The 25,475-nt window shown below is 70.3% G+C and carries 22 protein-coding genes and 1 riboswitch; of the genes, 7 read left to right on the top strand and 15 right to left on the bottom strand.

Annotated features, from left to right (window positions below; translation table 11 throughout):
• Positions 1–277: 277 nt before the first annotated feature.
• The 8 genes from BLW84_RS46055 to BLW84_RS47290 all read right to left on the bottom strand — a co-directional run bounded on the left by BLW84_RS46055 (position 278) and on the right by BLW84_RS47290 (position 9,547).
• Complete coding sequence (locus BLW84_RS46055) at positions 278–526, bottom strand: hypothetical protein (protein ID WP_143060887.1); 249 nt, start codon at positions 524–526, stop codon at positions 278–280.
• Positions 527–544: 18 nt separating this feature from the next.
• Positions 545–1,975 (bottom strand): pyridoxal-dependent decarboxylase, encoded by a 1,431-nt coding sequence (locus BLW84_RS07820; RefSeq protein ID WP_093262919.1) that lies wholly within the window; start codon positions 1,973–1,975, stop codon positions 545–547.
• Between the two features lie 279 nt (positions 1,976–2,254).
• Positions 2,255–3,937 carry a bifunctional cobalt-precorrin 5A hydrolase/precorrin-3B C(17)-methyltransferase gene (locus BLW84_RS07815; RefSeq protein WP_093262916.1) on the bottom strand — a complete coding sequence of 561 codons (1,683 nt, stop codon included), beginning with the start codon at positions 3,935–3,937 and terminating at the stop codon, positions 2,255–2,257.
• Between the two features lie 155 nt (positions 3,938–4,092).
• Positions 4,093–5,295: a precorrin-6y C5,15-methyltransferase (decarboxylating) subunit CbiE gene (gene cbiE / locus BLW84_RS07810; protein WP_093263122.1), complete on the bottom strand. Its 1,203-nt coding sequence runs from the start codon at positions 5,293–5,295 to the stop codon at positions 4,093–4,095.
• A 289-nt stretch (positions 5,296–5,584) separates the two neighbouring features.
• Complete coding sequence (gene cobM / locus BLW84_RS07805; protein WP_093262913.1) at positions 5,585–6,889, bottom strand: precorrin-4 C(11)-methyltransferase; 1,305 nt, start codon at positions 6,887–6,889, stop codon at positions 5,585–5,587.
• Between the two features lie 486 nt (positions 6,890–7,375).
• Positions 7,376–8,737, bottom strand: coding sequence for a cobyrinic acid a,c-diamide synthase CobB (locus tag BLW84_RS07795; protein WP_425441687.1), 1,362 nt, complete (start codon positions 8,735–8,737; stop codon positions 7,376–7,378).
• Positions 8,734–9,348, bottom strand: a complete 615-nt coding sequence (gene cobO, locus BLW84_RS07790; RefSeq protein ID WP_093262904.1) for a cob(I)yrinic acid a,c-diamide adenosyltransferase — start codon at positions 9,346–9,348, stop codon at positions 8,734–8,736. The genes BLW84_RS07795 and cobO overlap by 4 nt, the downstream gene beginning before the upstream one ends.
• A gap of 52 nt (positions 9,349–9,400) precedes the next feature.
• Complete coding sequence (locus BLW84_RS47290; protein ID WP_177226342.1) at positions 9,401–9,547, bottom strand: hypothetical protein; 147 nt, start codon at positions 9,545–9,547, stop codon at positions 9,401–9,403.
• Between the two features lie 187 nt (positions 9,548–9,734).
• Here BLW84_RS47290 and BLW84_RS07785 point away from each other — a divergent pair, with 187 nt between their 5' ends.
• A complete protein-coding gene (locus BLW84_RS07785; protein ID WP_093262901.1) occupies positions 9,735–10,922 on the top strand; it encodes an MFS transporter in 1,188 nt (395 codons plus the stop codon).
• Positions 10,923–11,084: 162 nt separating this feature from the next.
• Here BLW84_RS07785 and BLW84_RS07780 read toward each other — a convergent pair whose 3' ends face one another.
• The 3 genes from BLW84_RS07780 to BLW84_RS07775 all read right to left on the bottom strand — a co-directional run bounded on the left by BLW84_RS07780 (position 11,085) and on the right by BLW84_RS07775 (position 14,267).
• The gene (locus BLW84_RS07780; RefSeq protein WP_093262899.1) at positions 11,085–13,103 is read right to left on the bottom strand and encodes a putative cobaltochelatase; all 2,019 of its coding nucleotides are present in this window, start codon (positions 13,101–13,103) and stop codon (positions 11,085–11,087) included.
• Positions 13,104–13,135: 32 nt separating this feature from the next.
• A riboswitch (cobalamin riboswitch) is annotated at positions 13,136–13,307 on the bottom strand.
• Positions 13,308–13,605: 298 nt separating this feature from the next.
• On the bottom strand, positions 13,606–13,728 hold the full coding sequence (locus BLW84_RS49835; RefSeq protein WP_281247370.1) for a hypothetical protein: 123 nt from the start codon (positions 13,726–13,728) through the stop codon (positions 13,606–13,608).
• A gap of 71 nt (positions 13,729–13,799) precedes the next feature.
• Entirely contained in the window at positions 13,800–14,267 is a 468-nt protein-coding gene (locus BLW84_RS07775; protein WP_093262896.1) for a GNAT family N-acetyltransferase, read from the bottom strand.
• Positions 14,268–14,456: 189 nt separating this feature from the next.
• On the opposite strand from BLW84_RS07775, the gene BLW84_RS07770 reads away from it, so the two are divergent.
• From BLW84_RS07770 to BLW84_RS46050, 4 genes are read left to right on the top strand one after another with little or no spacing between them, the layout of a single operon-like run.
• Positions 14,457–14,915: a YbaB/EbfC family nucleoid-associated protein gene (locus BLW84_RS07770; RefSeq protein ID WP_093262893.1), complete on the top strand. Its 459-nt coding sequence runs from the start codon at positions 14,457–14,459 to the stop codon at positions 14,913–14,915.
• A 20-nt stretch (positions 14,916–14,935) separates the two neighbouring features.
• Positions 14,936–15,244: a type VII secretion target gene (locus BLW84_RS07765; protein WP_093263118.1), complete on the top strand. Its 309-nt coding sequence runs from the start codon at positions 14,936–14,938 to the stop codon at positions 15,242–15,244.
• Positions 15,244–19,713: an RHS repeat-associated core domain-containing protein gene (locus BLW84_RS07760; protein WP_093262890.1), complete on the top strand. Its 4,470-nt coding sequence runs from the start codon at positions 15,244–15,246 to the stop codon at positions 19,711–19,713. The genes BLW84_RS07765 and BLW84_RS07760 overlap by 1 nt, the downstream gene beginning before the upstream one ends.
• Complete coding sequence (locus tag BLW84_RS46050; RefSeq protein ID WP_143060886.1) at positions 19,710–20,249, top strand: hypothetical protein; 540 nt, start codon at positions 19,710–19,712, stop codon at positions 20,247–20,249. Before BLW84_RS07760 ends, BLW84_RS46050 begins: the two co-directional genes overlap by 4 nt.
• 112 nt (positions 20,250–20,361) lie before the next feature.
• Here the strand turns inward: BLW84_RS46050 and BLW84_RS07755 are convergent, their stop codons facing one another.
• Both BLW84_RS07755 and BLW84_RS07750 read right to left on the bottom strand, forming a co-directional pair.
• Positions 20,362–20,511 (bottom strand): DUF4291 domain-containing protein, encoded by a 150-nt coding sequence (locus tag BLW84_RS07755; RefSeq protein WP_143060885.1) that lies wholly within the window; start codon positions 20,509–20,511, stop codon positions 20,362–20,364.
• A gap of 109 nt (positions 20,512–20,620) precedes the next feature.
• On the bottom strand, positions 20,621–21,424 hold the full coding sequence (locus tag BLW84_RS07750; RefSeq protein ID WP_093262884.1) for a S1 family peptidase: 804 nt from the start codon (positions 21,422–21,424) through the stop codon (positions 20,621–20,623).
• A 288-nt stretch (positions 21,425–21,712) separates the two neighbouring features.
• Between BLW84_RS07750 and BLW84_RS07745 the strand changes: the two genes are divergently transcribed.
• Positions 21,713–22,345, top strand: a complete 633-nt coding sequence (locus tag BLW84_RS07745) for a LysE family translocator (protein WP_093262882.1) — start codon at positions 21,713–21,715, stop codon at positions 22,343–22,345.
• On the opposite strand, the gene BLW84_RS07740 is transcribed toward BLW84_RS07745, so the two are convergent.
• Positions 22,259–23,485 carry an MFS transporter gene (locus BLW84_RS07740; RefSeq protein ID WP_245761002.1) on the bottom strand — a complete coding sequence of 409 codons (1,227 nt, stop codon included), beginning with the start codon at positions 23,483–23,485 and terminating at the stop codon, positions 22,259–22,261. The genes BLW84_RS07745 and BLW84_RS07740 overlap by 87 nt on opposite strands.
• Positions 23,486–23,704: 219 nt before the next feature.
• On the opposite strand from BLW84_RS07740, the gene BLW84_RS07735 reads away from it, so the two are divergent.
• Positions 23,705–24,610, top strand: a complete 906-nt coding sequence (locus BLW84_RS07735; protein WP_093262876.1) for a LysR family transcriptional regulator — start codon at positions 23,705–23,707, stop codon at positions 24,608–24,610.
• A gap of 57 nt (positions 24,611–24,667) precedes the next feature.
• Here BLW84_RS07735 and BLW84_RS07730 read toward each other — a convergent pair whose 3' ends face one another.
• Entirely contained in the window at positions 24,668–25,474 is an 807-nt protein-coding gene (locus BLW84_RS07730; protein WP_093262873.1) for a S1 family peptidase, read from the bottom strand.
• Position 25,475 lies beyond the last annotated feature (1 nt).

The following is a 25,475-nucleotide window of genomic DNA, read 5'->3' as shown; positions in this document are numbered from 1 at the left end:
CGAAGACTCGTCCACTGTGGATGATCTGGGCGACCGCGTCGGCGCGGAGCTGGCGAGGCTGCCCCGCCGACCGCCGGCGATCGCCTCGATCCTCTCCTGCCTCCTCGCACCCGCGATCGGGCTCCCCGCGGCCATCGTCGTCGCGCTGACGATCGCGGCCGCCAACCTGCGGCGGTGCACCGACCCGGTTGCGGCGTTCCTCGCGCACCTGGCGGCATTCGCCGGGCTGTCGCTGGCCGCCACGGCCATCATGCAGCCGCAGAAGGCCATGGCCCTCCTAGTCGCATGCACGCTCACCGCGCTCGCGCTGCTCAGCTGCGGGTTGCTGACCGCGGCGCTGCCCCGCCGCACCGGTTCGGCGCTCGCTGCGGCACTGCTGCTGCCCGGCCTGCCGCTGGCTGCGATTCCGGGCCCGCTGCAACCGATCGGCGGCCTCACCGCGCCGGGCGCCGCGCTCCACGCCCTCCAAACCGCCTCGGCCGGCGACTGGCCGGCTCCGGTGCACGTGCTCGTGCTGATCGGGCACGCGCTGATCGCGGCCAGGTCAGCCCATCGCCTCCTGGATCCGCTTCCAGGCCGCGAGCACGTGACGTCGCTCGGTCTGCGGCGAACCGACCGCGAGCCGCAGCAGCGTCCGGCCGTCCACCTTGGTGTGGGTCAGGTACAGCTCGCCGGAGTCGTTCAGCGACTCCATCAGCCGGTAGACCCGGTCGTTGGCGTCCTCTGTGGACAGCGCCGGGAACAGCGGCCGGAAGCAGACCAGGCCCAGCGGGTGCGGCTCCAGCAGCTCGAACCGCGGGTCGTCGCGGACCCGGTCGGCGAACTCCTGGGCCAGGCCGACGCTGGTGCGGATGTGCTCGCGCAGCCCCTCCGCGCCGTACCAGCGCAGCACCGACCACAGCTTCAAAGCCCGGAACCGGCGGCCCAGCGGCACCTGCCAGTCCCGGTAGTCGATCACCTCACCGGACGCCGTCGCCGGGTTGCGCAGGTACTCCGGCAGGATCGACAGCGCGTCGACCATCGGCCGCCGGTCGGCCATCCACAGCAGGCTGCAGTCGAAGTTCGTCAGTAGCCACTTGTGCGCGTTGGTGCAGTACGAATCGGCGAATTCGGCGACGCCGTCGTTGATCCAGCGCAGTTCCGGGCACACCGCGGCAACGCCCGCGTACGCCGCGTCCACGTGCAGCCAGACCCCGCGCGCGCGGCACACCTCGCCGACCGCGCGGACCGGGTCGATCGCCGTCGTCGAGGTGGTGCCGATCGTCGCGCACACCAGCGTGGGCACCGCGCCGGCGGCGAGGTCCTCGGCGATCAGCGCGTCGAGGTGCTCGGGATCCATGCCGAGCGTGTCCGGGTCGACGTCGACGATCCGGACGTTGTCCCCGCCGACGCCCACCATCCGCGCCGCGCGCTCCAGGGACGAATGGGTGTGCGCGGAGACGTAGAGCGTGTGGCGCCGGGTGATGCCCCGGCTCGCCACCTGCCCGTCGCTGATCCGCTGCAGCGCGGCGAGGCAGGCGACGAGCGCGGCGCTGGACGCCGAGTCCTGGATGACCCCGCCGCCGACGGCGTCGGTCCGGAAGTGCTCAGGCAGGCCCAGCAGCTCGGCCATCCAGTCCACGACGACGGTCTCCAGCTCGGTGCACGCCGGGCTGGTCGCCCACACCATGCCCTGCACGCCCAGCCCGCTGGAGAGCAGGTCACCGAGGATCGACGGGCCGGTTGCGTTGGCCGGGAAGTAGGCGAAGAAGTTCGGGTGCTGCCAGTGCGTGACGCCCGGCACCAGCACGGCGTCGAGGTCGCTGAGCACCCGCTCGAACGGCTCGCCCCGCTCGGGCGGGTGCGCCGGGAGCTGCGCCCGGACCTCCCCGGGCCGGACCGGGGACCGAACCGGATGCCGCTCGACGCCGGAGTAGTAGTCGGCGATCCAGTCGACGACCTGCCTGCCGAACTCCCGGAACTCCTCGGGAGACATGTGCCCGCTCATCCCAGCCAGCTTCGCACGCCCACCCCACCAAAACCAGCGGCCTTGGAGACGACTTCCCGCAGCGATGGCCACCTACGGGGAATCACCGCCCGGACTCGTGCATGCCTGAGCTGTCCTCGCCAGACGGACCGTGGTGCCCGCCGAGTCCGCCGCAAGCGGAAACGACCTCTCCAGGGTCGTTGGGCGGGCACGCGTGGGACCTGTCCGCCTGGGGCAGGTGCCGGGCGCCTTCGGACGAGCCAGGCGAAGCCAGGCTGAAACGGTCGCTCAGGCGCCGGTGGGCGTCCGCCGGGTCACCATCCGGCCATCGACCACTGTGGACCGCGAGGTGCCCACGACCACCGTGGTGGACGCGTCCACCGCCGCCGGGTCGAAGTCGCCGATCGGCACGCACCACACCCGCTCCCCGGTGCGACCGGCCCCGCGGACCGCGCCTACCGGCGTGGTCACCGGGCGGTGCTCCGCCAGGATCTCCAGGACGCGGCCGAGCGGCCCCGAACTCGGGTTGTGGAAGCACGCCACGAGGTCGGCCTCCGCAGCCGCGCGGACGCGGCGCTCGATGACCTCCCACGGCGTGTGCGCGTCGGACAGGCCGATCAGCGCGTGGTCGTGCCCGAGCGGCCCGCCCAGCAGCGCGGACGCGGCCAGCGCCGCTGTCACGCCGGGCACGCCGACCAACTCGATGTCGGCACCGGCCTCCTCCAGCACCAGGTCCGCCATCGCGGCCCCGCCGACCAACGCCACCGCGCGCCCCTCCCGCGCCAGCGCGACCGCCTCGGCGCCGGTGGCGCGCACCTCGGTGCCGGGGCGCAGCAGGTGCCGGACCCGGTCGAGGTGCTCGTCCGGCCCGACGACCACGGAGGCGCGGCGCAGCTCGACGTCGGCGCGCGGGGTGCGCAGGTCAGGGGCGCCCGGGCCGATGCCGATGATCGCCAGCCGGCCGCGGGGCCGGATGCGCGCGGCGGCTGCGGTCACGTCGTCGCCCTTGATCTTCGGCACGACCAGCTCGACGGGCGCCCCACCGCCGAGCTCGGCGGCCGCGTGCAGCGCCGACGCCTCGGCGACGGAGGGCGTGCCCGCCGCCGCGCTCGCCACCTCGCTGGGGTTGGGCACCTCGATGCCCGCCAGCGCCTCCGCCGGGTAGGTCAGCAGCGACAGCTCCTCGCCGCCGTCGGAGTGCCAGAAGCCCAGGTCCTGCACCGCCTCCAGGATGCCGTCCTCGTCGGCCTTCAGGTCGACGCTGGCGACGGCGCGGATCGCCCGCGGGTCCAGGCCGTGCTCGCGGTCCAGCCGGGCGATCGTCTCGGTCACCGCCGTCCGCGAGACGCCGCGGGCGGCCCCGACGCCGACGACCAGCGTGCGCGGGATGAGCCGCAGCGTCCGCTCCTCGTCCTCCGTCGGCCGCCGATCGTCGATCACGACCGTCCACAGCGGCGCCTCGGGATGGGCGGAAACGTTGGGCGGCAGCGCCGGCAACGGGAAGCCGTGCGGGTTGACGAGGCGGACCGACCAGCCGTCGAGGATCGCGCCGCCGCAGGCCGCCAGGTCACCGTCCACAGTGGCGTCCAGCTGGTCGACGAGCTCGTCCAGCGGGGTGGTGCCGGTGCTGTCGGAGGCGGCGGTGACCACCGGGGTGCAGCCGAGCACGTCGGCGACCTGCTCGGCGAGCGCGCCCCCGGCGTGGCCGCCGGTCAGGGCGATGGCGAAGCGGCGGTCGTCGTCGACGCAGACCACGCCGGGATCGCTGTGCTTGTCCCGCAGCAGCGGCGCGACCAGTCGCACCGCCGCACCGCTGGCCAGGAAGAACACCGCCGCGTCCAGGTGGTCCCACAAGCGGCGCACGGCGGGCGCGATCGGCCCGTCGGCGACGACCGCGTCCGGCCCCAGCCGTCCGGCCAGTTCGGCGGCAGACCGCCGTCCCGCCGCGGTCACCGCGAACAGACCGATCACTGCCACTCCTCAACCTGGACGACTGCTTTCACCGACTCCGCATGGTCCCACCCACGTGACCCTCTCCCACCCACCAGGGCACCACGCCCGGCCGCGATTTCCGTCGAGGTTTTTCATCCTCGTGCTGCGTGGCGGTCCGGCTGGGCGGCATGGGGTCAGCGTTGTTTCCGGTAGCCCGAGATCAGGACGACCGGGTCGGCCGCTTCCAGGCGGGACGCGCCGTCGGGCAGTTCCGCCAGCCGGGCCGCCGACAGCTGCACGCCCTCGACCTCGTAGCCGGCCGAGCGCAGCGCGTCGCGGGTCGGCGCGACCCGGTCCAGCGCCGACAGCGCCACCACGACGCGGGACGCCCCGGCGTGCGCGCACGCCGTGACGACCTCGGTGCCGCCGCCTCCGACGAAGATCGCGTCCGGTCGCGGCAGGTTGCGCAGCACCTGCGGCGCGGAGCCCTCCTCGACCCGGACGTCCACGCCGTGGCTCGCGGCGTTGGTGATCAGCCGCACCGCCTGCGTCTCGTCGGACTCCACCGCGATCGTCGCCGCGCCCATCCGGGCGCACTCCACCGCCACCGAGCCCGAACCCGCGCCGACGTCCCAGACGAGCGTGCCCGGCCGCGGCGCGAGCTTCGCCAGCGCGACGGCCCGCACCTCGGCACTGGTGATCATGCCGTCACGGTGCGAGAACTCGTCCTCGGACAGTGCCCAACCGGTCGCCGGCGGCACCGGCTCGCCGCCGACGATCCAGCCCCGGTGCGGCACGTCGTCGAGATCCGCCAGGGAGAGCACGATGTTCGGCTCGTGCCAGCTGCGCTTCGCGGCCTCCGCCGGTTCGAGGGTCACCACCGACTCGTTCGGCCCGCCGAGGTCCTCGGCGACGATCATGGTGCGCCGCCAGCCGGCCAGGCCGGAGCCGATCTGGGCCGGGCCCGCCTTCGGCGCGGTCAGCACCACCACGGCCGGTCGAGCGCGGCAGACGTTGATCGCCTGGCTGAGGTCGCTGCCGAGCGCGCTGACCACGACGACGTCGTCCCAGGACCGGCCGACGCGCGCCATCAGCTGCTGGACGCTGGAGGTCGACGGCAGCACCGCGCACCGGATGCCGCGGTCGCGCAGCGCGCGGACGGCGCCGAAGAAACCGGGATCGCCCGAGGCCAGCACCACGCCGCTCTCGTCGCCGGACAGCGACGACAGCGCGTTCAGTGCCGGTTCCAGCGGCCCGAGTTCGAGCTTGCGCGCGTGTTCCGGCGCATGCTCCTCCAGGTGCCGCCTGCCGCCCACCACGAGCCGCGCCGACTCCAGCACCTCGGCGCTGCCCCTCGGCAGGTCGCCACCATCGACCCCGATCACCGTGACTGCCACGTCACCCACCTCGTTCCGGCGGCCGCCACCGCGCGTTCGTCCCGGAGTCCGCCACCGCGACCCGAACGCGCGGCCGACGACCGCATTCCTGGCTGATCCGCTTCAATACTGCTGCCACCTGCGCGCGGAGCCGGACCGCACACGCCGGGAACGGCCCGCCCCGCTGCCACATCTCGCATGACCGGTGGGCGACCGGGGCCCGTCCGGGCGACCCGATGTCTACTTCGGACCTCGTGGCTACGCCACGACCGCGCCGGCGACGGCACGCCGCAGCGTCGGCTCCGCCTCGCTATTCGCCCTGCTCATCCGGCTTCGCCGGGGGCTTGCGCTTGGCGGCGGGCTTCGCCTTCGCCGCCGTCGTGGTGGTCGCGGACTTCGTCCGCTTCGCCGCGGTCTTCGTCCCCCGCTTCGCGGTGGCGGCCTTCGCGGTGGCCCGGGTGGTCGTGGTGCGCGCCGCGGAGGTCCGCTTCGGCTGCGCCTCCGCTGCTTCGGCGCGTACGGGCTGTTCATCCACGTCTACGGGCTGTTCGCGCCCAGCTGCTTCCGCCCGGACCGGCGCCACCGCGTCGACCGGCCGTTCGACGGCCGCAACGGGTTCCTCGGCGAACAGCTGCGACTGCGCCTCGTCGACCCGCCGGGCCGTGCGGGCGGACGCGACCCGCGCCGCGCCACGCGCGCTCTCCTGCCAGTCGCGCACCGCCCACCACGCGACGTCGGACTCGCGCATCCGGCCGTTCTCACCGGGTTCCTCGGCGCGCGGCGCGGTGTTCTCCGCGCGCTGGCGCACCGGGATGGGCCGGTCCGCCCGCAGCGCCCGGCGCGTGACCGGGTCGGCGCGGCGGTACGTGTGGAAGTGCCCAGTGGTGTACGGCGAGCGGGTTCCGCTGCCGTTGAGGCTCTTCCCGACAATGAACAGCGTGTTCCGCCACAGCTTGTGCTGCTTGACGGTCTTCTCCAGGTCGGCGAGGTTCGTGCGCAGCAGGAGCTCGTCGGGCCAGGAGACCTTGTAGGCCACCAGCACCGGGGTGTCTTCCGGGTAGCCGCCGGCACGCAGTTCCTCGACGAGCTGCGCGGCGCGCGACGCCGACAGGAACAGCGCCATCGTGGTGCCGTGCTTGGCGAACTCGCGCACCTTCTCGCCTTCCGGCATCGGCGTCTTGCCGCCCTCCAGCCGGGTCAGCACCAGCGACTGGGCGACCTCCGGCACGGTGAGCTCCCGCCCGACCGCGGCCGCGGCGGCGGAAAACGCCGGAACGCCCGGCACGATCTCGACTTCCACGTTCATCCGCGCGCACGCGTCGTGCTGGTCCTGGACCGCTCCCCACAGCGACGGGTCGCCGGAGTGCACCCGGGCGACGCTGAGCTTGTCCCGCTCGGCGCGGCGGTAGATCTCCAGCGCCTGCTCGTGGGTCAGCCGGGAGGAGTCGATCAGCTCAGCGTCGCTGCGCGCGTGCTCCTGGATGCATTCCGGCGCGACGAGGCTCGCGGTCCACACCACGATGTCGGCCTCGGCGATCCGCCGGGCGCCGCGGACCGTGATCAGGTCGGCCGCGCCGGGCCCGGCACCGATGAACGAGATCCGGCCAGTCAGCATTGTTCTCCTCTTCCGCCTCGGGGTGGAAGTACTACCACGGTGGACAGATACGGCGCGTCATCCACTTCGGACACACCGGACGGCGGGAGCACTCGCGCGTCCGGCGTGCCAAGGTGCTCGGCGCGGACCGAGCGCTCCGGGGCTCCGCATTCGGCGATCGCGGCGCGCAGCTCGCCGAGCCACCGGCCGCCTTCGCAGGAAACGACCGTACCGCGTGACCGCGAAGCGACCCGCAGCGCGGTCACGTCCCGCATCACCCGAATCACGGTGCGTCACACGACTCTCCCCGCCCCTGCGCCGCCCACCGCCGAACGGCTGGAAACCGAATGCGCGGCGGGATCCTTTGGAGTGAGCAAAGCCACGGTGCCGTCCTGATCGCGCAGCCGCTGCACCCGGGCGGCTCCCGGGACGAAAACTGTTCCCGCTCCACGGAATTCGCGCAGCGCGGCCGGAATCAGCATCCCCGGATCGCCGGACGGGCGAGCCTCATCGCGCGCACCGCGCCACGAACCGCTGCACCGCTTCGGGCTGCCCGGCCGGATGGGTGTGCAAGTACGAAGCGTGCACCCCGCCGTCGACGAACCCTTCCCGCTGCGCGCCCGTGGCACGCCACAACCAGGCAGGCTTCGAGCCGCTGCCGGGCTCCAGGACGGTGCGGTGGAACTCGTGCCCGCTCACCCGTGCGCCTTCGCCGAACAGGACGGAATCAGCGGCGGCCACGGCGTCGCGGTAACCGAGCGTCAGCCGCGGCGACATCCGCGCCCGCGCGTCGAGCACGCCGCACAGCGGGTGGCCGTCCAGTTCCTCCGCCAGGTACAGCAGCCCGCCGCATTCCGCGTGGATCGGTGCCCCTGTGGCGGCGAAAGCCGCGATTTCCTTGCGCAGCAAGGTATTCGCCGACAGTTCGGCGACGTGCTGTTCGGGGAAGCCGCCCGGCAGCACCAGGCCCGCGGCGCGTTCGGGCAGCCGCTCGTCGTGGAGCGGGTCGAGGACGGCGACCTCGGCACCGGCGGCTTCGAGCAGCTCGACGTGCTCGGCGTAGCCGAAGGTGAACGCCCGCCCGCCGGCCACCGCGACCACGGCCCCGGCCTGCGGCTGCACCTCGTCGCGCGGATTCCAGGCGGCGCCGGGCAATCCGGGAGCCGAGCCGGCGAGCGCGCACACCGCGTCGAGATCCACCGACCGGGCAACGACTTCGGTCATCGCCTCAACCGCGCGGACGGCCGCACCGCCGTGTTCGGCGGCCGTGACGAGGCCGAGGTGACACGACGGGACGGCGAGATCATCGGCGCGCGGGATCGCGCCGAGCACCGGGAGGCCGGCGTTGTCGGCGGCGTCGCGGAGCACCTGCTCGTGCCGCTGCGAGCCGACCCGGTTGAGGATCACGCCGCCGATCCGCACCTCCGGGCGATAGCTGCGGAAACCGTGCAGCAGCGCGGCGAGGCTGTGGCTCTGGCCCCTCGCGTCGACGACCAGCACCACGGGCGCGTCCAGCAGCTGCGCGACGTGCGCGGTGGATCCGGCGGCGATCCCCTCGCCCGGCCCGATGCGGCCGTCGAACAGGCCCATCACGCCTTCCACGACGGACAGTTCGGCGCCGGCGGCGCCGTGCCGGAACAGCGGCGCGATCCGCTCCTCGCCGACCAGCACGGGATCGAGGTTGCGGGCCGGGCGGTCGGCGGCGAGCCGGTGGTAGCCGGGGTCGATGTAGTCCGGGCCGACCTTGAACGGCGCGACCCCGGTCCCGCGCCGCCGCAGCGCGCCGAGCAGCCCGGTCACCACGGTGGTCTTCCCCTGCCCGGACGCCGGTGCCGCCACCACCACCCGGGCGAGCGAGGAATCGGTCACCACTCGATGCCCCTCTGGCCCTTCTGGCCGGCGTCCATCGGGTGCTTGACCTTGGTGGCCTCCATGACGAGGTCGGCGGCGTCGATCAGGGCCTGCGGGGCGTGGCGGCCGGTGATCACGACGTGCTGGTGCCCGGGCCGGTCGCGCAGGGTCTCGACCACCTCGGCGACGTCGACCCAGCCCCAGTGCAGCGGATAGGTGAACTCGTCCAGCACGTAGAGCCCGTGGCGCTGCTCGCCGATCCGGCGGGCGATCTCCCGCCACCCCTCCAGGGCCGCGGCCGCGTGGTCCTCCTCGCTGCCCTGTTTGCGGGCCCACGACCAGCCCTCGCCCATCTTGTGCCACTCGACGGGCCCACCCTCGCCGGTCTCGTCGTGCAACCGCCCCAGTGCGCGGAACGCCGACTCCTCGCCGACGCGCCACTTCGCCGACTTGACGAACTGGAAGACCCCGATCGACCAGCCCTGGTTCCACCCGCGGAGGGCGAGCCCGAAGGCGGCGGTGGACTTGCCCTTCATGTCGCCGGTGTGCACCACGAGCAGCGGCCTGTTGCGGCGCTGGCGAGTGGTCAACCCGTCGTTCGGCACTGTCGAAGGCTGTCCCTGAGGCATGCCCCGACCCTAACGGGCCGCCCCGGCACCGTCCGACACGTCCCGAACGGTCTCAGCGAGCGGGCCGGAAGGCCCCGACCTGCTCGTCGAGGTACCGCGCCAGCCGCTGCTTGTCCGCCGGTCTGAAGGTGTTCCAGCGCTCGCCGGCGCTGCCGGAGTGCGACATGTGGTCGGCCGGCTGCGTGACGCGCTTCCGCATGGCGTCACCGGCCTCGCCCAGGTGTGCTCCGTCTTCGTCGCGGCCTGCCGGATCTGCTCGGCGAACTCCAGGAACTTCGTCCAATGGCCTAATGCCGCCCTTGTCGACGGTGGCCGAGGTCACGGGGTTCTGGAACGGTGCAGGCGACGAACATGGACGGTCGTCCCAGTCAGCGAGGAGCCGCCCGATGCCGACCAGGCCGCCGCTGGTGCTGTCCTTCGCCACGCTGACCTCCAACTTCGACCGCTTCGCGGTCACCCCGATGCTGCTGCTGATCGCGCTGGCGCTGGACGAGCCGCTGGCCGGGGCGGTCGCCGTCGCCAGCGGCTACTTCCTCGCCTACGGCCTTTCCCAGCCGCTGTGGGGTTTGCTGTCGGACCGCTTCGGCCGGCTGCCGGTCATGCGCGGCACGATGCTCGCCGCAGCGGTGGGCGGGGTGGTTTCCGCGCTGGCGCCGAGCCTGACCGCGCTGGTCGTGGCGCGCGTGGTCACCGGTGCGTGCATGGGGGCCGTCGTGCCCGCGTCGCTGACCTACGTCGGCGACACCGTGCCGCAGGAGCACCGGCAGGGCGCGCTTTCGGATCTGATGGCGGCCTCGGCGATGGGCACCGCGCTGGCGACCGCCGCCGGCGGACTGCTGGCCGGTTTTCTGGACTGGCGCGCGGTTTTCGCGCTTCCCGCCGTCTGCGCCGTGGTGTGCGTCGTCCTGCTCCGCAAGCTGCCGGAGCCGGAGCGGGCTCAGGCCCAGGGCGTGCGCAGCCACCTGATGGCGGTGTTGACGAATCGCTGGGCGCTGCTGGTCTTCGGGTTGGTGTTCGTCGAGGGCGCGGTGTTGCTGGGCACCATGACGTTCTTGGCGTCGGCGCTGGTGCACGAGGGCGTGGACGTCGCGGTGGCCGGGCTCGCCACCGCCGCGTACGGCGTCGGCGTGTGGGTGTTCTCCCGGCTGGTGAAGGCGTTGGGGCGGCGCTTGGCGGTCTGGCAGCTGATCGCGATCGGCGGCGCATCGATGTTCGTCGGCTACCTCGTCGTGACCGCCACCGCCAGCATCGCGACCGTGGTGGTCACGGCGTTGCTGCTCGGCGGCGGCTGGTCGTTCATGCACTCGTCGTTGCAGACCTGGGTGACCTCGGTGGTCCCGGAGGCCAGGGGTACCGCCGTGGCGCTGTTCGCGTCGGCGTTGTTCCTGGGCAGCGCGGCCGCATCGGCGGCGGCCGCGTACTTCGCGGAGCGCGGCTCGTACGGCTTGATCTTCGGGGTCGCCGCCGCCACGGCGGTTCCGCTGCTGATCGTCGCGGCCGCCTGTCGCCACCGCTACCAAACCCGCGTCGTCGCGCGGGGCGGGCCGCCATCGGTCAGCGGCCGGGCGGCGTGACGGGCGATTGAAAGAGCCCCCGCACTCGACCGGCCTGGGGGTTACCGGGAGCGCGGGGGCATCTTGCGGGTCCACCCCTGGGGGTCAGGTGGACGGCGTCACCGTACCAATCGGTCGGGTGAGTCAGAAGACGGAACGCAGGATCTCGTAACCAAAACGAGATCAAGCGGCACGGGCGCGCTCGCCTCGGACCGCGCGCACGACTCCGGCGACGTTGTCCGCGGACAGCTCCTCCAGCCGCAGGCAGGGACCACCCAGCGCGGCCCCGATCCGGCCGGCCAGGCCGAGCCGGACCGGTCCGCTCTCGCAGTCCACCACGACGGACGCGACGCCCGCTTCGGCGAGCAGGCCCGCCGAGCGCAGCGCGTCATCGACCGCCCGCTGAGTGCGAATCCGCCCGGTGAGCCCGGAATCCACCGGCACAGTGGCCTTCCCGTCGGTCAGCAGCACGACCAGGGCCCGCCGCTGCGGGTCCCGCATCCGCTCGGTCTGCACCACCCGGTGCACGCGCAGCAGCCCGTCGGCCAGCGGCGTGCGGCCACCGGTGCGCAGCCGGCGCATCCGCGCGGCCGCGATGTCCACAGAGGACGTCGGCGGCAGCGCGAGCTCCGCCGAGTCGCCGCGGAAGGTCACCACGCCGACCTTGTCGCGCCGCTGGTAGGCGTCCCGCAGCAGCGACAGGACGGCGCCGCTGACCGCCGACATCCGCTCCCGGGCGGCCATCGACCCCGACGCGTCCACCGCGAACAGCACGAGGTTCCCCTCGCGCCCCTCCCGGATGGCGCGCCGCAGGTCGTCGCCGCGCAACACCAGCCCGGGGCCGCTGCGCCCGCGCGCGACCTGGTGGGGCGCCGCGGCGGCCAGCGTGGCCGCCAGGTGGATGCCGTGACCCTCCACAGTGGACGAGCGCGTCGTCCGGCCGCTCCGCGCCCGGGACCGCGACCGCCGCCCCGGCGCGCCGTCGCCGAGCCCCGGCACCTCCAGCAGCCGCGCCTGGAACGCCGGCGCCGGCGCCGCCGGCGGCCGCTCCGCGGGCACCCGGTCGTCGCTGCGCTCCTCCGAGCCGTCGGCTCCGCCGTCCGGCCCGGTGGGTCCTTCGGGCCCTTCCGGCGGCTGACCGCCGCCGTCCGGGCCTTCCGGCGGTTCGTCGTCGCCGTCGTCGGCGTGCTCCGCCGCCTCGGACAGGGCCTGTTGGAGCTGCTCCTCGGCGATGCCGGGCTCGTCGAACGGGTCGCGGCGGCGCCGGTGCGGCAGCGCGAGCCGGGCCGCCGCCTCGACGTCCTCCTCGGCGACCGCCTCGGCGCCGCGCCAGGCCGCGTGCGCGACGGCGGTGCGCGCCAGCACGAGGTCGGCTCGCATGCCGTCGACGTCGAAGGACGCGCACAGCGCGGAGATCCGGCGCAGCTCGGCGTCGGGGAGGGCGACCGAGTCCACCCGCGCGCGGGCGGCGGCGATCCGCTCGGCCAGTTCGGCGTCGGCGTCGGCCCACCGCGCGGCGAACCCGGCCGGGTCGGCCTCGAACGCCAGGCGGCGGCGCACCACCTCGGTCCGGATCGCCACGTCCCGCGACGCGGCGACGTGCACGGTGAGACCGAACCGGTCGAGCAGCTGCGGGCGCAGCTCGCCCTCCTCCGGGTTCATGGTGCCCACCAGCAGGAACGATGCCGCGTGCGAGATCGAAACGCCTTCCCGCTCGACGTGCGCGCGGCCCATCGCCGCGGCGTCCAGCAGGAGGTCCACGAGGTGGTCGTGCAGCAGGTTCACCTCGTCGACGTAGAGCACGCCCCGGTGCGCGGCGGCGAGCAGGCCGGGCTGGAAGGCGCGGACGCCTTCGGTCAGGGCGCGTTCCAGGTCGAGCGAGCCGATCAACCGGTCTTCGGTGGCGCCGACGGGGAGTTCGACGAGCTGGGCGGGGCGTTGCGCGGACTCGGAGCCGTGCGGACCGTCCGGGCACTGCGGGTCGGCGGCCTGCGGGGCGCAGCCGAAGCGACAGCCGGTGATCACGTCGAGCGGCGGCAGCAGCGACGCCAACGCACGCACCACGGTCGACTTCGCCGTGCCCTTCTCCCCTCGGACGAGCACGCCGCCGATGGCCGGGTGCACGGCGTTGAGCAGCAGCGCCAGCCGGAGGTCGTCGTGGCCGACGACGGCGGAGAAGGGGAAGCGCGGGGCAGCGGTCATGCCGGTGTTCCTTCCTCGGGGTTCGGACGCCCCGGTGGCGGGAACAAGGGGCGGCAGTGTCCTGACTCCCGGATCACCGCGCCCCTCCGGCCTTCCCAGGTCGCCCCGGTGGCTCGCGAGGGAGGGCCGCTCCCCGGTCACAGTGGCGCCGACCGTGCCGGATTCCCACCGGCTTCCTGGCGCACCCCTTGCATACGGATCAAGGTGCATCGTCGCAGAACCGGCCCGGCGGACCAACCGGCCGCGGCGGCGACGAGACCAGCACCACTGCGGCCGGGACCCGAGCAGCGGCGTTTTCGCGCGAAAGCGCCACCCCGCCCCACGAAGAACGCCGGTTTCGCGCGAAAGCGCCACCGCCGGTCACCGGTTTTCCTCCTCGCGCACGGCGGTGTGCGCGGGTGCACGCCGGGATCAGGCCGTCTCGGTGCGGTGGAAATGCGCGAGTGCGATGGCGTGCTCGCGGAGATGGGAGCGCCGCTGGGCCGGGACCGGCTCAGCCGGCTCAGGTGCGGGGCCGGCAGAACGGATGCGCGCGATTCGCCCGGCCGCGGAGCACCGGGTCGGGTAGCAGGGCGACAGAAGCGGGGCAGCGCATCGCGGCGATCACGCCGTCCCGGGCACCCATTGCCGCTCCGCCACGTTCCAGCTGAACGCAGGGAGCGCGGCCGGCCGAGGCCAAGTCCCGAGCCGCGGCGGTCACGGCCGCCGGCGGGGCTCCCGGCGCATGTCGACGTGCGGGATGCCGTCCTCGAGGTATTCCTCGCCGTCCTCGACGAATCCGAAGGAGCGGTAGAACTCCTTGGCGGAGGTCTGGGCGGCGAGCACGGCAGACGAGTGCTGCACCTCGGCGACCGCGGCGCGCATCAGCTTGCGCCCCAGCCCCAGCCCGCGCGCGCTCTTGGCGGTGCAGACGCGGCCGATGCGGAAGGTGCCGTCGGGGTCTTCCAGCAGCCGCAGGTAGCCGAGCACGTAGCCGTCGGCGGAGTCGATCCAGAAGTGGCGGGTGGTCTCCTCCAGGTCGCGACCGTCCAGCTCCGGGTAGGGGCATTCCTGTTCGACGACGAACACGTCGACGCGCAGGCGCAGCATCCGGTAGAAGTCCTCGGCGTCCAGATCCGCGGTGTAGGCGCGGTGGACGGCGGTCGCGAGCGGCTGGAGGGTCACCCTTACCTGGATATCACAGCGAGCTCTCAAAACCCGCATCCACCAGCACCGGGAGTAGTCAACGCCACTCCGGCCGGCGGCGGGCGGGCGCTGCTCTGATCGGGCCAGTTTCGGCCCGAATCACTGCCTCGCGGCCGAGGCCGCGGTTAGCCTGCGCGAGATCGGGAACCGAGCGGCCATGGGGGATTCGTGAGCGAGCCGGTGTTCGGCGTCGACGGCGCGCGAACCGAAGAGGAGATCAGGCGCTGGGCCGCAGGCGTCCAGGAGAAGGCCGACCGCTACCAGCAGATGCAACAGCAGGTGACGGCGGTGAAGGCCACCGCGGAGTCCCGCGACGGGGTGGTGCGGGTGACGGTCGACAGCGCCGGCGCGGTCACCGACCTGCAGATCACCGACGAGTCGCGCCGGATGTCCGGCGCGGGCCTGGCGGAGTCGGTGCTCGCGACCATGCGGCAGGCCCAGGCGGGCATCCGGGACCAGGTGGCCGAGGTCATGTCGGCCACGGTCGGCGACGACACCGAGACCGTCAACGCGGTCGTGTCGGCCTACCGCGAGCGATTCCCCGATCCCGAGACCGAAGCCGAGGACGGCGCGGAGCGCCGGCCGCCCGACGACGAAGACTTCGAGGACGGCACCTACCTGCGCTGACCGTCGCCTGGGGGATGACGATGACGAACGCATTCGACGTGTCGCCGGAGGAACTCCGGGCGCACGCCAGCAAGCTCGACGCGCTTTCCGACCAGCTGAAGACCGCGTTGGACGCGGCGAACCAGGTCACGATGGGCTCCGAGGCCTACGGGGTGATCTGCTCGTTCTTCGTGCCGATCGTGCAGGCGGTCTCGCAGCCGGGGGTCGACGCCCTGTCCACCGCGTCGGAGTCCATGAGCGATCAGGCCGGCAACGTCAAGGACACCGCGCAGACGTACGAATCCGGTGACCAGGCGAACGCCGACAGCTTCTCCGGCTGGGAGGTGTGATGGCGGACAACCCGCTGGTCGCGCAGCGCCAGGACTCCACCACCGCGGTGAGCGGCATCGGCATGCTCGAGTCCGTCGGCGACCTCCAGTCCGGCATCGACATGGGCTCCTGGTCGGAGATCGCGCTCGGCGCGGCCGGCGCGGGCCTGGAAGCGCTGTCGATGGTGATGGACCCGGTCGGCACGCTGGTCTCGTACGCGGTGTCCTGGCTGATGGAGCACGTCAAGCCGCTGTCGGACGCGCTGGACTGGCTGGCCGGCGACCCGGACCAGATCTCCGCCTACGCGCAGACGTGGGGCAACGTCGCGAAGTCGGTGGAGCAGGTCGCGGCCGATTTCACCAACGAGGTCAACAACATCACCGGCACCTGGACCGGTGAGGCGGCCGACGCCTACAAGAACGCCACGACGAAGCAGGCCGAGCAGATCAAGGCGGCGGGCGGCGCGGCGAACACGATCAGCACGGTCGTCGAGATCGTCGGCGTGCTGGTCGGCATCGTCCGCGAACTGGTGCGCGACCTGGTCGCCGAGTGCGTGGCGGCCCTGATCACCAAGATTCCGCGCTGGATCGCGGAGATCGGCGGCACCCTCGGCGTCGGCACCCCGGCGGTGGTCGCGGAGGCGGCGGGGATGATCGCCAAGTGGGTCAGCAAGATCTCGGACGTCATCACGAAGCTGACCCGCTCCCTGAACAAGCTCCAACCCCTGCTGAAGAAGCTCGACGAGATCTGGGAAGGCATCAAGGACGCCCTGAAGGGCCTCCGGAAGGTGGACGGCCCGGCGAGCACCAAACCGTCCGGTGTGGACGCCCCGAGCCCCAAACCCGACGCCCCGGACGCCACCCCCAACTCCCCCGACACGTCCCCGTCGAGCACCTCCCCCGACAGCACGTCCTCAAGCCCGGACGGCACGTCTCCGGACAACCCGAAGTCCAAGAGCGAAGACGGAAACCTCCAGGGCAAGACCGACGACCCGGAGACTCCCAACCGCGACGCGACCGACCGGAAGTGCGAGAACGACCCGATCGACGTCGCCAGCGGCGAGATGATCCTGCCGCAGACCGACGTGGAGATCGCGGCCGTGCTCCCGCTGGTGCTGAAGCGGACGCACCTGTCGTCGTACCGGGTGGGCCTGCACTTCGGCCCGTCCTGGACGTCCACCCTGGACCAGCGGCTGGAGGTGGGCAGCGCGGGTGTGTCGTTCGTGGCCGAGGACGGAAAGCTGCTGTTCGGCCCGGAACCCGCGGTGGGCTCGACCGTCCGGTTCGAGGGCTCCCGCAACACGCTCACCAGGCACGAAGACGACGGCTACACGCTGACCGAGACGGCATCCGGCCGGCGCCTGCACTTCGCGCCGGGAAACCGCGTCCTGCCGCTGACCAGCATCACCGACCGCAACGGCAACCGGATCGAGTTCGACCACGACGCGAGCGGTACCCCGGTGGAGATCCGCCACACGGGCGGCTACCGAATCCGGGTCGAGTCGGAGAACGACCTGATCACGGCGCTCTACCTGCGCGAAGCGGACAACGGCGAAGACCTCCTGCTGATGCGCTACGAGTACGCGGACCAGCGCCTGACGGGCGTGGTCAACGCCTCCGGGCTGCCGCTGAAGTTCGAATACGACCAAGCGGGCCGAATAACCAGCTGGACGGACCGAAACGCCCACTGGTACCGCTACACCTACGACCGCCAGGGCCGCTGCGTCGGCACGGAAGGCTCCGGCGGCTTCCTGACGGGCACGTTCGAGTACGAAGAGGACGTCACCCGCCTCACCAACTCCCTCGGCCACGTCACGACGTTCCACCTGAACGAAAAGCGCCAAGTGGTCCGCGAAATCGACCCGCTCGGCGGAGAAACGCTGTCCGAGTGGGACGCCTACGACAGGCTCCTGTCCCGAACAGACCCGCTCGGTCGCACTGTTCGTCGCGAATACGACGAACAGGGGAACCTGATTGCGGTCACACGCCCAGATGGAAGCCAATTTCGTTTCGAGTACAACAACTCCAATTTGCCGATCATCACAATTTCCGCCGATGGCGCAGCAACACGTCGCGAGTACGACGAACACGGTAACCTCATCAAGATTGTCGACCCATTGGGTGCAGTTACCAGCTACACGCACGACGAACGCGGCAACGTCAGCACGATACGCGATCCACTGGGAAACGTACGGCGCATCGAGACGGATCAAGCAGGAATGCCTGTCAAAATCACGGATCCGATCGGCAATTCTCGACTGCTAGAACGAGACGGTTTTGGCCGAGTGCGCACAGCTACCGACGCCACTGGTTCGACCACCCAGTTCGGCTGGACAGTCGACGGTCGCCCGGCTTGGCGAACGCTGCCCAACGGCTCGACTGCACGTTGGATCCATGATGGCGAAGGCAACGTCCGAACATATGTCGACGCCTTGGGACAAACGACAGAGACCGAGTACACCACTTTTGATCTTCCAATCAAGGAGACCCGACCGGATGGAACCCAACTGACCTTCGGGTACGACACAGAGTTACGCCTGATCAGCGTTACTAACGAACAGGGACTTGTTTGGCGATACGAATACGATCCAGCAGGAAACCTGGCACGGGAACTCGACTTCAACGGCCGCACCATCATGTATCGCCACGATAACGCAGGACAGTTGACCGAAATCACCAATGGCGTCGGACAACGAACTCTATTCACACGCGACCCACTCGGCAACGTAATTGAACGACGCACCGAATCAACTATTGCGACCTTCAGATTTGATCCATTAGGACGACTTGCCGAAGCACTCGACGAGGATACGCAGGTTACCTTCCAACGTGATCGTTGCGGTCGGGTTCTGTCAGAGACAATCAACGGCAGGACTGTAACGTCAACGTATGACGCGGCGGGCCGCCGCGTACAACTCCGCACCCCCTCCGGCTTAGAAAGTTCATGGCGATACGACGCAAAAGGTCAGCCAGTCACACTCCAAACCGGCGGCCGCTCGTTGGAGTTCGAGTATGACGTGGCGGGTTACGAAACCAGCCGCAAGCTGGGCAACGAGGCAGTCCTGAACCAGGCATGGGGGCCAAATCACGAACTTTTCGCCCAAACGATCACTGGAGCCGGAAATCGTCAAATCCAGCACCGATCTTATCATTATCGAGAAGACGGCTTCCTGATCCGGCTGGATGATCAGCTTACGGGCAATAGGATTTTCGAGCTCGACCAGTCCGGCCGAGTAGCAGTTGTTCATGGAGCCGGCTGGACAGAACGTTATGCGTATGACGTAGCGGGAAATGTCACTTCGGCTTCATGGCCCGCCGCCGACAACTCGCCAGATTTCGAGACTCTCGGCGACCGCGAATACAGCGGAACATTGGTTCGCCGCGCCGGAAAGGTGCGCTACGAACACGATGCACAAGGCCGTGTCGTACTGCGGCAGCAGAGAAGACTGTCGCGAAAGCCTGAGACTTGGCGATATTTCTGGGATCCCGACGACCGTCTCATAGAGTTGCTCACACCCGATGGCTCACGATGGCGCTATCGGTACGACGCACTAGGACGACGCGTAGCAAAGCAGCGCCTTACCGCGGATGGTTCAGGAGTCATAGAACAGATTGACTTTTCCTGGGATGGCACCATCCTGGTAGAGCAATCTCATGCCGCTGGCACCCAGAACAACGCAGGCTTCGGCGGCACAAAAGTAACAACTTGGAATTACGCCCCTGGAACTTTTCGCCCTGTCACGCAAACCGAACGCTCCCCTTTGCGCAACGCGCCACGTCAATGGATCGAGGAACACTTCTACTCAATTATCACGGATATCGTCGGATCGCCTTCGGAACTTGTAAATGACCAAGGGGGCATTGCCTGGTTCCACAGGACATCCATCTGGGGCAAGACAACCGATCAAAGCCGGACCGGCGCATACACTCCGTTGCGTTTCCCCGGCCAGTACCACGATCCTGAAACCGGATTCAACTACAACTACCAACGCTACTACGACCCAAACACGGGTCGATATGGCAGCACCGATCCACTCGGGCTCAAAGCAGGACCAAACCCTCATCGGTACGCCTGGAATCCTACGCGCCAGATCGACCCGCTCGGACTCCAGAACTGCTTGTTCCCTAATCAAATGCCCGACACCCTGGACCAAGAACTCGCACTGGCCGAGCAACTGGGAGTAAGCCCCACCTCGCCAGGAACACCGGAGTTCGACAGTATGATCAATGACGGCCAGATCAAGTGGGCTGTGACCGAGGACGGGGAGCTGCGAGCCATACCTAAGCATGTGAACGGACAAGAAATATCTCACTCAGTTCTCACCAACGGAAACCCCGTACAAGCCGCAGGGGAAGCCAACATCGCAGGGGGAAACGGAGGTTACTTCGGGCTCGAGGTGAACAACCACAGCGGGCACTTCCGACCAAGCGACAGTAGCCTTGACGTCGGCAGAGATGCCTTCAGGCAACACGGGATAGAGTTCCTATGAACAGACATCATTTCGATCTCAACCTCGACAAAGAACAGCAGAAGCAAGATATTCTCGACTCCAAACCAGCCGGAGGAAAAACGACGAACTGGTGGCTTGGCCTCGTGCAAGACGCAACCGGAAGGGCGACGTTCAGCGAAACACCTGACAACGAAAGAATACTCTGGGCACGCGCTGCAACAGCGTCAGTTGAGTGCGCCGAAGCCGACGGAGCAATCACACGAGAAGAGTCAGCCACACGACTTGCAAACCTGAGCACAGTTCTGCTGAGCAACGGCATCGACCCAGCGAGCGTTGATGAGAACCTTGAACCGAACGGTCTCATACACCGTTGTCTCGACCTGATTGATCTCACTTACGAGCAGGCGGCAGAACTAGCTCACAATTGGCAGCAGAGGTCAATTGATACAATTCGATCACTCCGTCGGGTAAAGAATCTGATTCGGCCGCTTACCACACTTGTCGCTCACGTCAGAGATGACAACCTGACAAACCAAGCCACACGTTGGATCGAACTTCTTCCACAACTTCCATAGCAAGGTCGATATAACCGATGAATTCGTGGTCGACCTGCTCATTTCAAGCGGCACGGCCGCGCCCGAAAAAGTCATGCCGAGGAACATCCGGCCAGAACGCCGCTGACCTCGACTACCGGATGGCACCAAGGGGGATGTCGATGTGTTCCGGAAGCGGGTACGGCGCCTCCGCCGGGAGCATCGCTTCCGCTGCTGCGAGGTTTCCTGCAGCGACGAGCTCGTGCGCCTTCCGCATTGCCGACGTGATGTCTGTGATCGACACGATGGACTCCGAATACCGTGCTCGGACGGCGCGGTACGGGTTTTCCTGATCTTTCACATCCCGGATCCTGCGGCAACACCGCAGGAGCGCTCAACCGAGATTCGCGCGATCACAGCTCGCCGCGGTAGCTCGACAGCCTCGTGTACACGCCCGGCGTGTTCGGCCGGCCGCAGCCCGTTCCGTAGGAGACCACGCCGATCAGGCGGTTGTCCGCCACGATCGGGCCTCCCGAGTCGCCCGCGCAGGCGTCCATGCCGCCCTCCGGGTATCCCGCGCAGAACATGCTTCGGCCGTCGTAGTTCGGATAGGTGTTCCGGCACGCTTCCTCGGTGGTGACCGGCACGTCCACCGAGCGCAGGGTGTCCGATGGCGACCCCGACTCGCTGGTCCGGCCCCAGCCGTAGACCCGGGCCATCGCGCCCGGCCGGTACGGCTCCGTTTCGCCCGCGCCCACCATCTCCAGCGGGCGCTGCGGCATCGGCGTCCGCAGGGTCAGCACCGCCACGTCGTCGCCGCTGGTGTAGTCCCGGAAGCCGGGGTGGATCCAGATCCCCTCGACCTCGCCGACCGTGCCGCGCTCCGTCCGCAGGTCGGTGCGTCCCGCGATCGCCCGCAGGTTCTCCGGGGTCCACTTGGCACCCGTCATCGGCGAGACCATGCAGTGCGCGGCCGTGATCACCTTGATCGGGCTCACCAGGGCGCCGCCGCAGAACTGGCGGCCGTGCTCGTCGGTGAGGGCCACGGCCCAGGGCGCGTCGTCCGCCGCGACATCGGCGCCGCCGAGCACCCGCGCTTCGGGGCGTTCTTCGGCGCTCGCCGCGACCGGGTGCAGTCCGGCCAGTGCCGTCACCGCGCCGGTGACCACGAGGCGCCGCAGCGCCGCTCCGGTCTTGCGCTCACTGCCACGCCCCACGTCGTGCCTCCAGCCGTCGCCGATCTTGCCGAGCGCACACCGTAGTCACCCCGATACCGGAACATCGCGAGGCGCAACTCACACGTCAGCAGGAAAATATTTCGTTAAGATGGATGACATCGGGAAATTTTATGGACCAAGCCGTCACGAACGGCTACTCATCCTTCCCGATCCGTCACGGGCCCGGAACGCACACAGCGCCGGGCCCGCGAATTGCGCCTGAACAGGCGACGGAACTACGCCCGATCAAGTGATCACTGCCGCATGCCGCCGCGAAGGAGGAACGCTGTGCTCCTGGACCTGACCCCGATGCCCACATTCCTGCTCGCCAGCATGGTCGTCGTCCTCACCCCCGGCGTGGACGTCTTCCTGCTGCTGCGCACCTCGCTGAACTCCGGCCGCCGGGCGGGACTGTTCGCGCTCGCCGGCATCCACACCGCGAGCATCATCCAGGTCGCAGTGGTGATCTCCGGGCTCGGCGCGCTGATCACCAGCAACCCGGCGGTCCTCTCCGTCCTGAAGTGGATCGGCGCCGCCTACCTGGTCTACCTGGCCGCGACGATCATCCGCGGGCTGTGGCTGACCAGGAAGGAATCCGCCGCCGGCACGCTCACCACGGCACCGGCGGATTCCGCGAACCCCTACCTGCGCGGCCTGTTCAGCAACCTCACCAACCCGAAGATGCTGCTGTTCAGCCTGGCGTTCCTGCCGCAGTTCGTCGGCACCGCCGCGCAGCCCGCGCTGCAGCTGGTGCTGCTCGGCGTGATCTTTCTGGTGCTGGCGGCGATCTGGGAACTCACGATCGTGCTCGGGGCCGCCAAGATCGCCACCCGGCTACAGCACCCCCGCGTCGCGAAGTCGCTCGATGTGGTCAGCGCGGCGGCGTTCCTGACCATCTCGGTCGGGCTGGTCGCCGGCTGACACCACGGCGCAGGTCACCAGCGCCAAGCTGCCCAGCACCGCCAACACCACCGGCGCCGCGACGACGGGTTCCAGCAGGCTGACCACGAGCGGCGTGCAGAAGCCGAGGTAGGCGATCACCCAGAACGCCGCGGTCAGCCTGGCCAGGGCGGCCGGTGGCGCGATGCGGCCGACCACGGTCAGGCAGAAGGTCGCGCAGAATCCGTAGCCGGCTCCCAGCAGGAGGTCGGCGAACAGCCCGAGCCACGGCAGCACCAGCCACGCCGCGGTGGCCGCGAACGCGAGCCCGGCGGTCAGCGCGAGCAGCCCGACGATCGCCGGTGCGCACTCACCTCGCCGCGCGACGCGCCGGGCCAGGGGCTGCACCACCGCCCCGAACCCCGGCGCGAGCAGCGCCGCCACCCCGGCGTAGACCAGCTCGAACCCGCGAACCTCGGCGGCGACCTGCGCGGGAAGCACGCCGAATGCCACCGTCGGACCGACGAACACCCACAGCGAGACCGGCAGCACCAACCGCCTGAACCGCGGGTCCCGGATGCCGCTGGCCTGCGAGCTGCGCTGGACGTCGCGCGTTCGCGTCTCCGGGCACGACAGCGCCAGCGCCAGTCCCGCGACACTCAGCACCAGATGCGGAACATAGGCGATGACCAGTGGATTCGGCCCCCACTGCGCGATCAGCGCGGACACCAGCCCGCTCACGCTGAACCCCAGCGACAGCAGCACCCCGGCGCGACGGGCCCCCACGCCGTCCTCGACCGCGGTGCCGAACGGCGGGTGCGACAGGTCCCGCACCCAAGCGCTGCCCGCGGCCAGGACCGCCCCGGTGCTGACCCCGGCCAGCAGCCGCCCCACCACCAGCCACGGCGTGGCGATCACCCCGGCCATCAGCGCGGCCGTCCCGGCCACGCTGATGGCGATCGCGCCGAACACGACGGGTCGTCGGCCGTACTGGTCGCCCATCGGGCCGCCCAGCAGGAGCCCGGGCAGCAGTCCCGCCACGTAGAGCACGAGCAGACCGGTCACGGCCTGCCCGGATAGCCCGAACTCTGCCTGGTAGCCGCCGAGCAGGGAGGAGAACTGATTCGCGCCCCAGCCCGCCGCGGTCAGCAGGAACGCGGCAGGCAACCACTTGTTCCGCACGACATCGGTTCTATGCCGGTCGAACGCGCGACCGCACCGGCCGTTCAGGATTCGTGAACGGGGCCGTGATCTGCGCCTCGCCATTTCTTCCGCGCTGCGGAAACCCGCCGTTCTTTGGCCCGTTTTGCCGGAAACCGCGGGCTCCGCACGGCGCTTCGACCACGCCCTGGGGCGAAACTGGCCGGTGCCGCCCCTTCCCGCGCTTCGTACGCTGCAGGCATGGATTTGCGGCGGTTGGCGTCGTTCCTGGCGGTCGCCGAAGAAGGCCACTTCGGCAAGGCCGCGACGCGGTTGTTCCGGTCGCCCGCGTCCGTGACGGCGCACGTCCAGCAACTGGAGCGCGAACTCGGGGTGCGGCTGTTCGACCGCTCCCCGGTGCGGCTCACCCCGGCCGGCGAGCGGTTCGTCGGGCACGCCCGATCGCTGCTGGCGGCGATGGACGCCGCGGTCGCGGACGTGGCCGAGGCCGCCGCCGAGTCGACGCTGCGGATCGGCGTGATGAGCAACGGCTCGGCCGAGCTCACCCCCGCGGTGGTGCAGGCCTTCCACCGCGCCCGCCCGGAGATCCGGGTCGAGTTCGTGGCGCTGGACTTCACCGAGCACGTCTCCGCGCTGGTGCGGCACAAGGTCGACGTGGCGTTCGTGCGGCCCGCGCCGGACGACGAGCGGGTCGCGGTGGACGTGCTGACCACCGAGCGGCGGATCGTGGTCGTGCCCGCGTCGTGGGAGCTGGCCGACGCGCCTTCGGTACGGCTGGCCGACGTGCTCGACCTGCCGTTCATCGCGCTGCCCGACCACACCCCGCGCCAGTTCTCCGACTACCTCTACTTCGCCGAGGCGCGCGGCGGCCTGTCGCCGCACCGCAGCACCTCGCACGCCGTGACCCCGCACGAGGTCCTGACCACGGCGGCGGCCGGGCGCGGCGCCGGATCGGCGCTGGAATCCTTCCAGCGCTACTACCCCTGGCCTGGCACGGTCTGCGTGCCGGTGCTGGACGCGCCGCCGGAGCACAGCGTCCTGGCCGCCCGAGCCGACGACCGCAACCCGGCCGTTCGCACGTTCCGCTCGCTGGCCGCCAGCCTGGCCAGGGAGCTCGGCCCCCGGCTCCGCCTGACCGCCACCTGACGCTCGACATGACGCGGCCGGGGCGCTGCAGCTACGCCCCGGCCGCGTCGATTCGGGTCAGGAACCCAGTTGTGCCTGGACGTCGTCGTGGTAGGTCGCCACGCGGGTGTAGATGCCCGGGGCGTTGGGCCGGGCGCAGCCGTTGCCCGTGGAGACGATTCCGATCAGCTTGTTCTCGACCACCAGTGGTCCGCCGGAGTCGCCTTGGCAGCTGTCCACGCCGCCCTGCGGGAGTCCGGCGCACACCATCGCGTCGGACTTGTACTGCGGGTACGCCTTCTGGCATTCCTGGTCGCTGACCAGTGGCACCTCCGCCTTCTGCAGGGTCTGCGATGCCTGGCCGCCTTCGGCGGTGGCGCCCCAGCCGAGCACTGTGGACGTCTTGCCCGTTTCGTAGAGCGAGGTGTCCCCCTTTTCGGCCACGGCGAGCGGCTGCTGCTGGAGCTCCTGGTCCAGGGTCAGCACGGCGACGTCGGCGCCGCTGTTGGCGTTCTGGAAGTTCGGGTGCACCCAGATGCCGGTGACCTTGGCGACCTTGCCCTCGCTGGTCTGCTTGTCCTCCCGCCCGGCCACGACCTGGACCAACTCCGGTTTCTCACCGGAGACGCAATGCGCCGCGGTCACGATCTTGTTCGCCTTCGCGAGCGTGCCGCCGCAGAACTGGTTGCCCTGGGTGTCCGTCAGGTACACCACCCACGGGTGATCGGCGATCTTGGCGGGCTGGCCGCCGACGATCGGCGGAACCTTCGCCGTCAATGCATCGCGGTCCGACGCGTTCGCCGCCGTCGTCAGCAAGCCCGACGACAACGTCGCCGCCGCCAGCAGCCCGGCCACCGACCACATCCGGCGCCTGATGTCTGCCATC

This window comes from Saccharopolyspora shandongensis (genome assembly GCF_900106995.1).
GTDB lineage: Bacteria > Actinomycetota > Actinomycetes > Mycobacteriales > Pseudonocardiaceae > Saccharopolyspora > Saccharopolyspora shandongensis.
The sequence above is the reverse complement of the archived record's forward strand: the minus strand, read 5'-3'. Positions and strand labels throughout refer to the sequence as shown.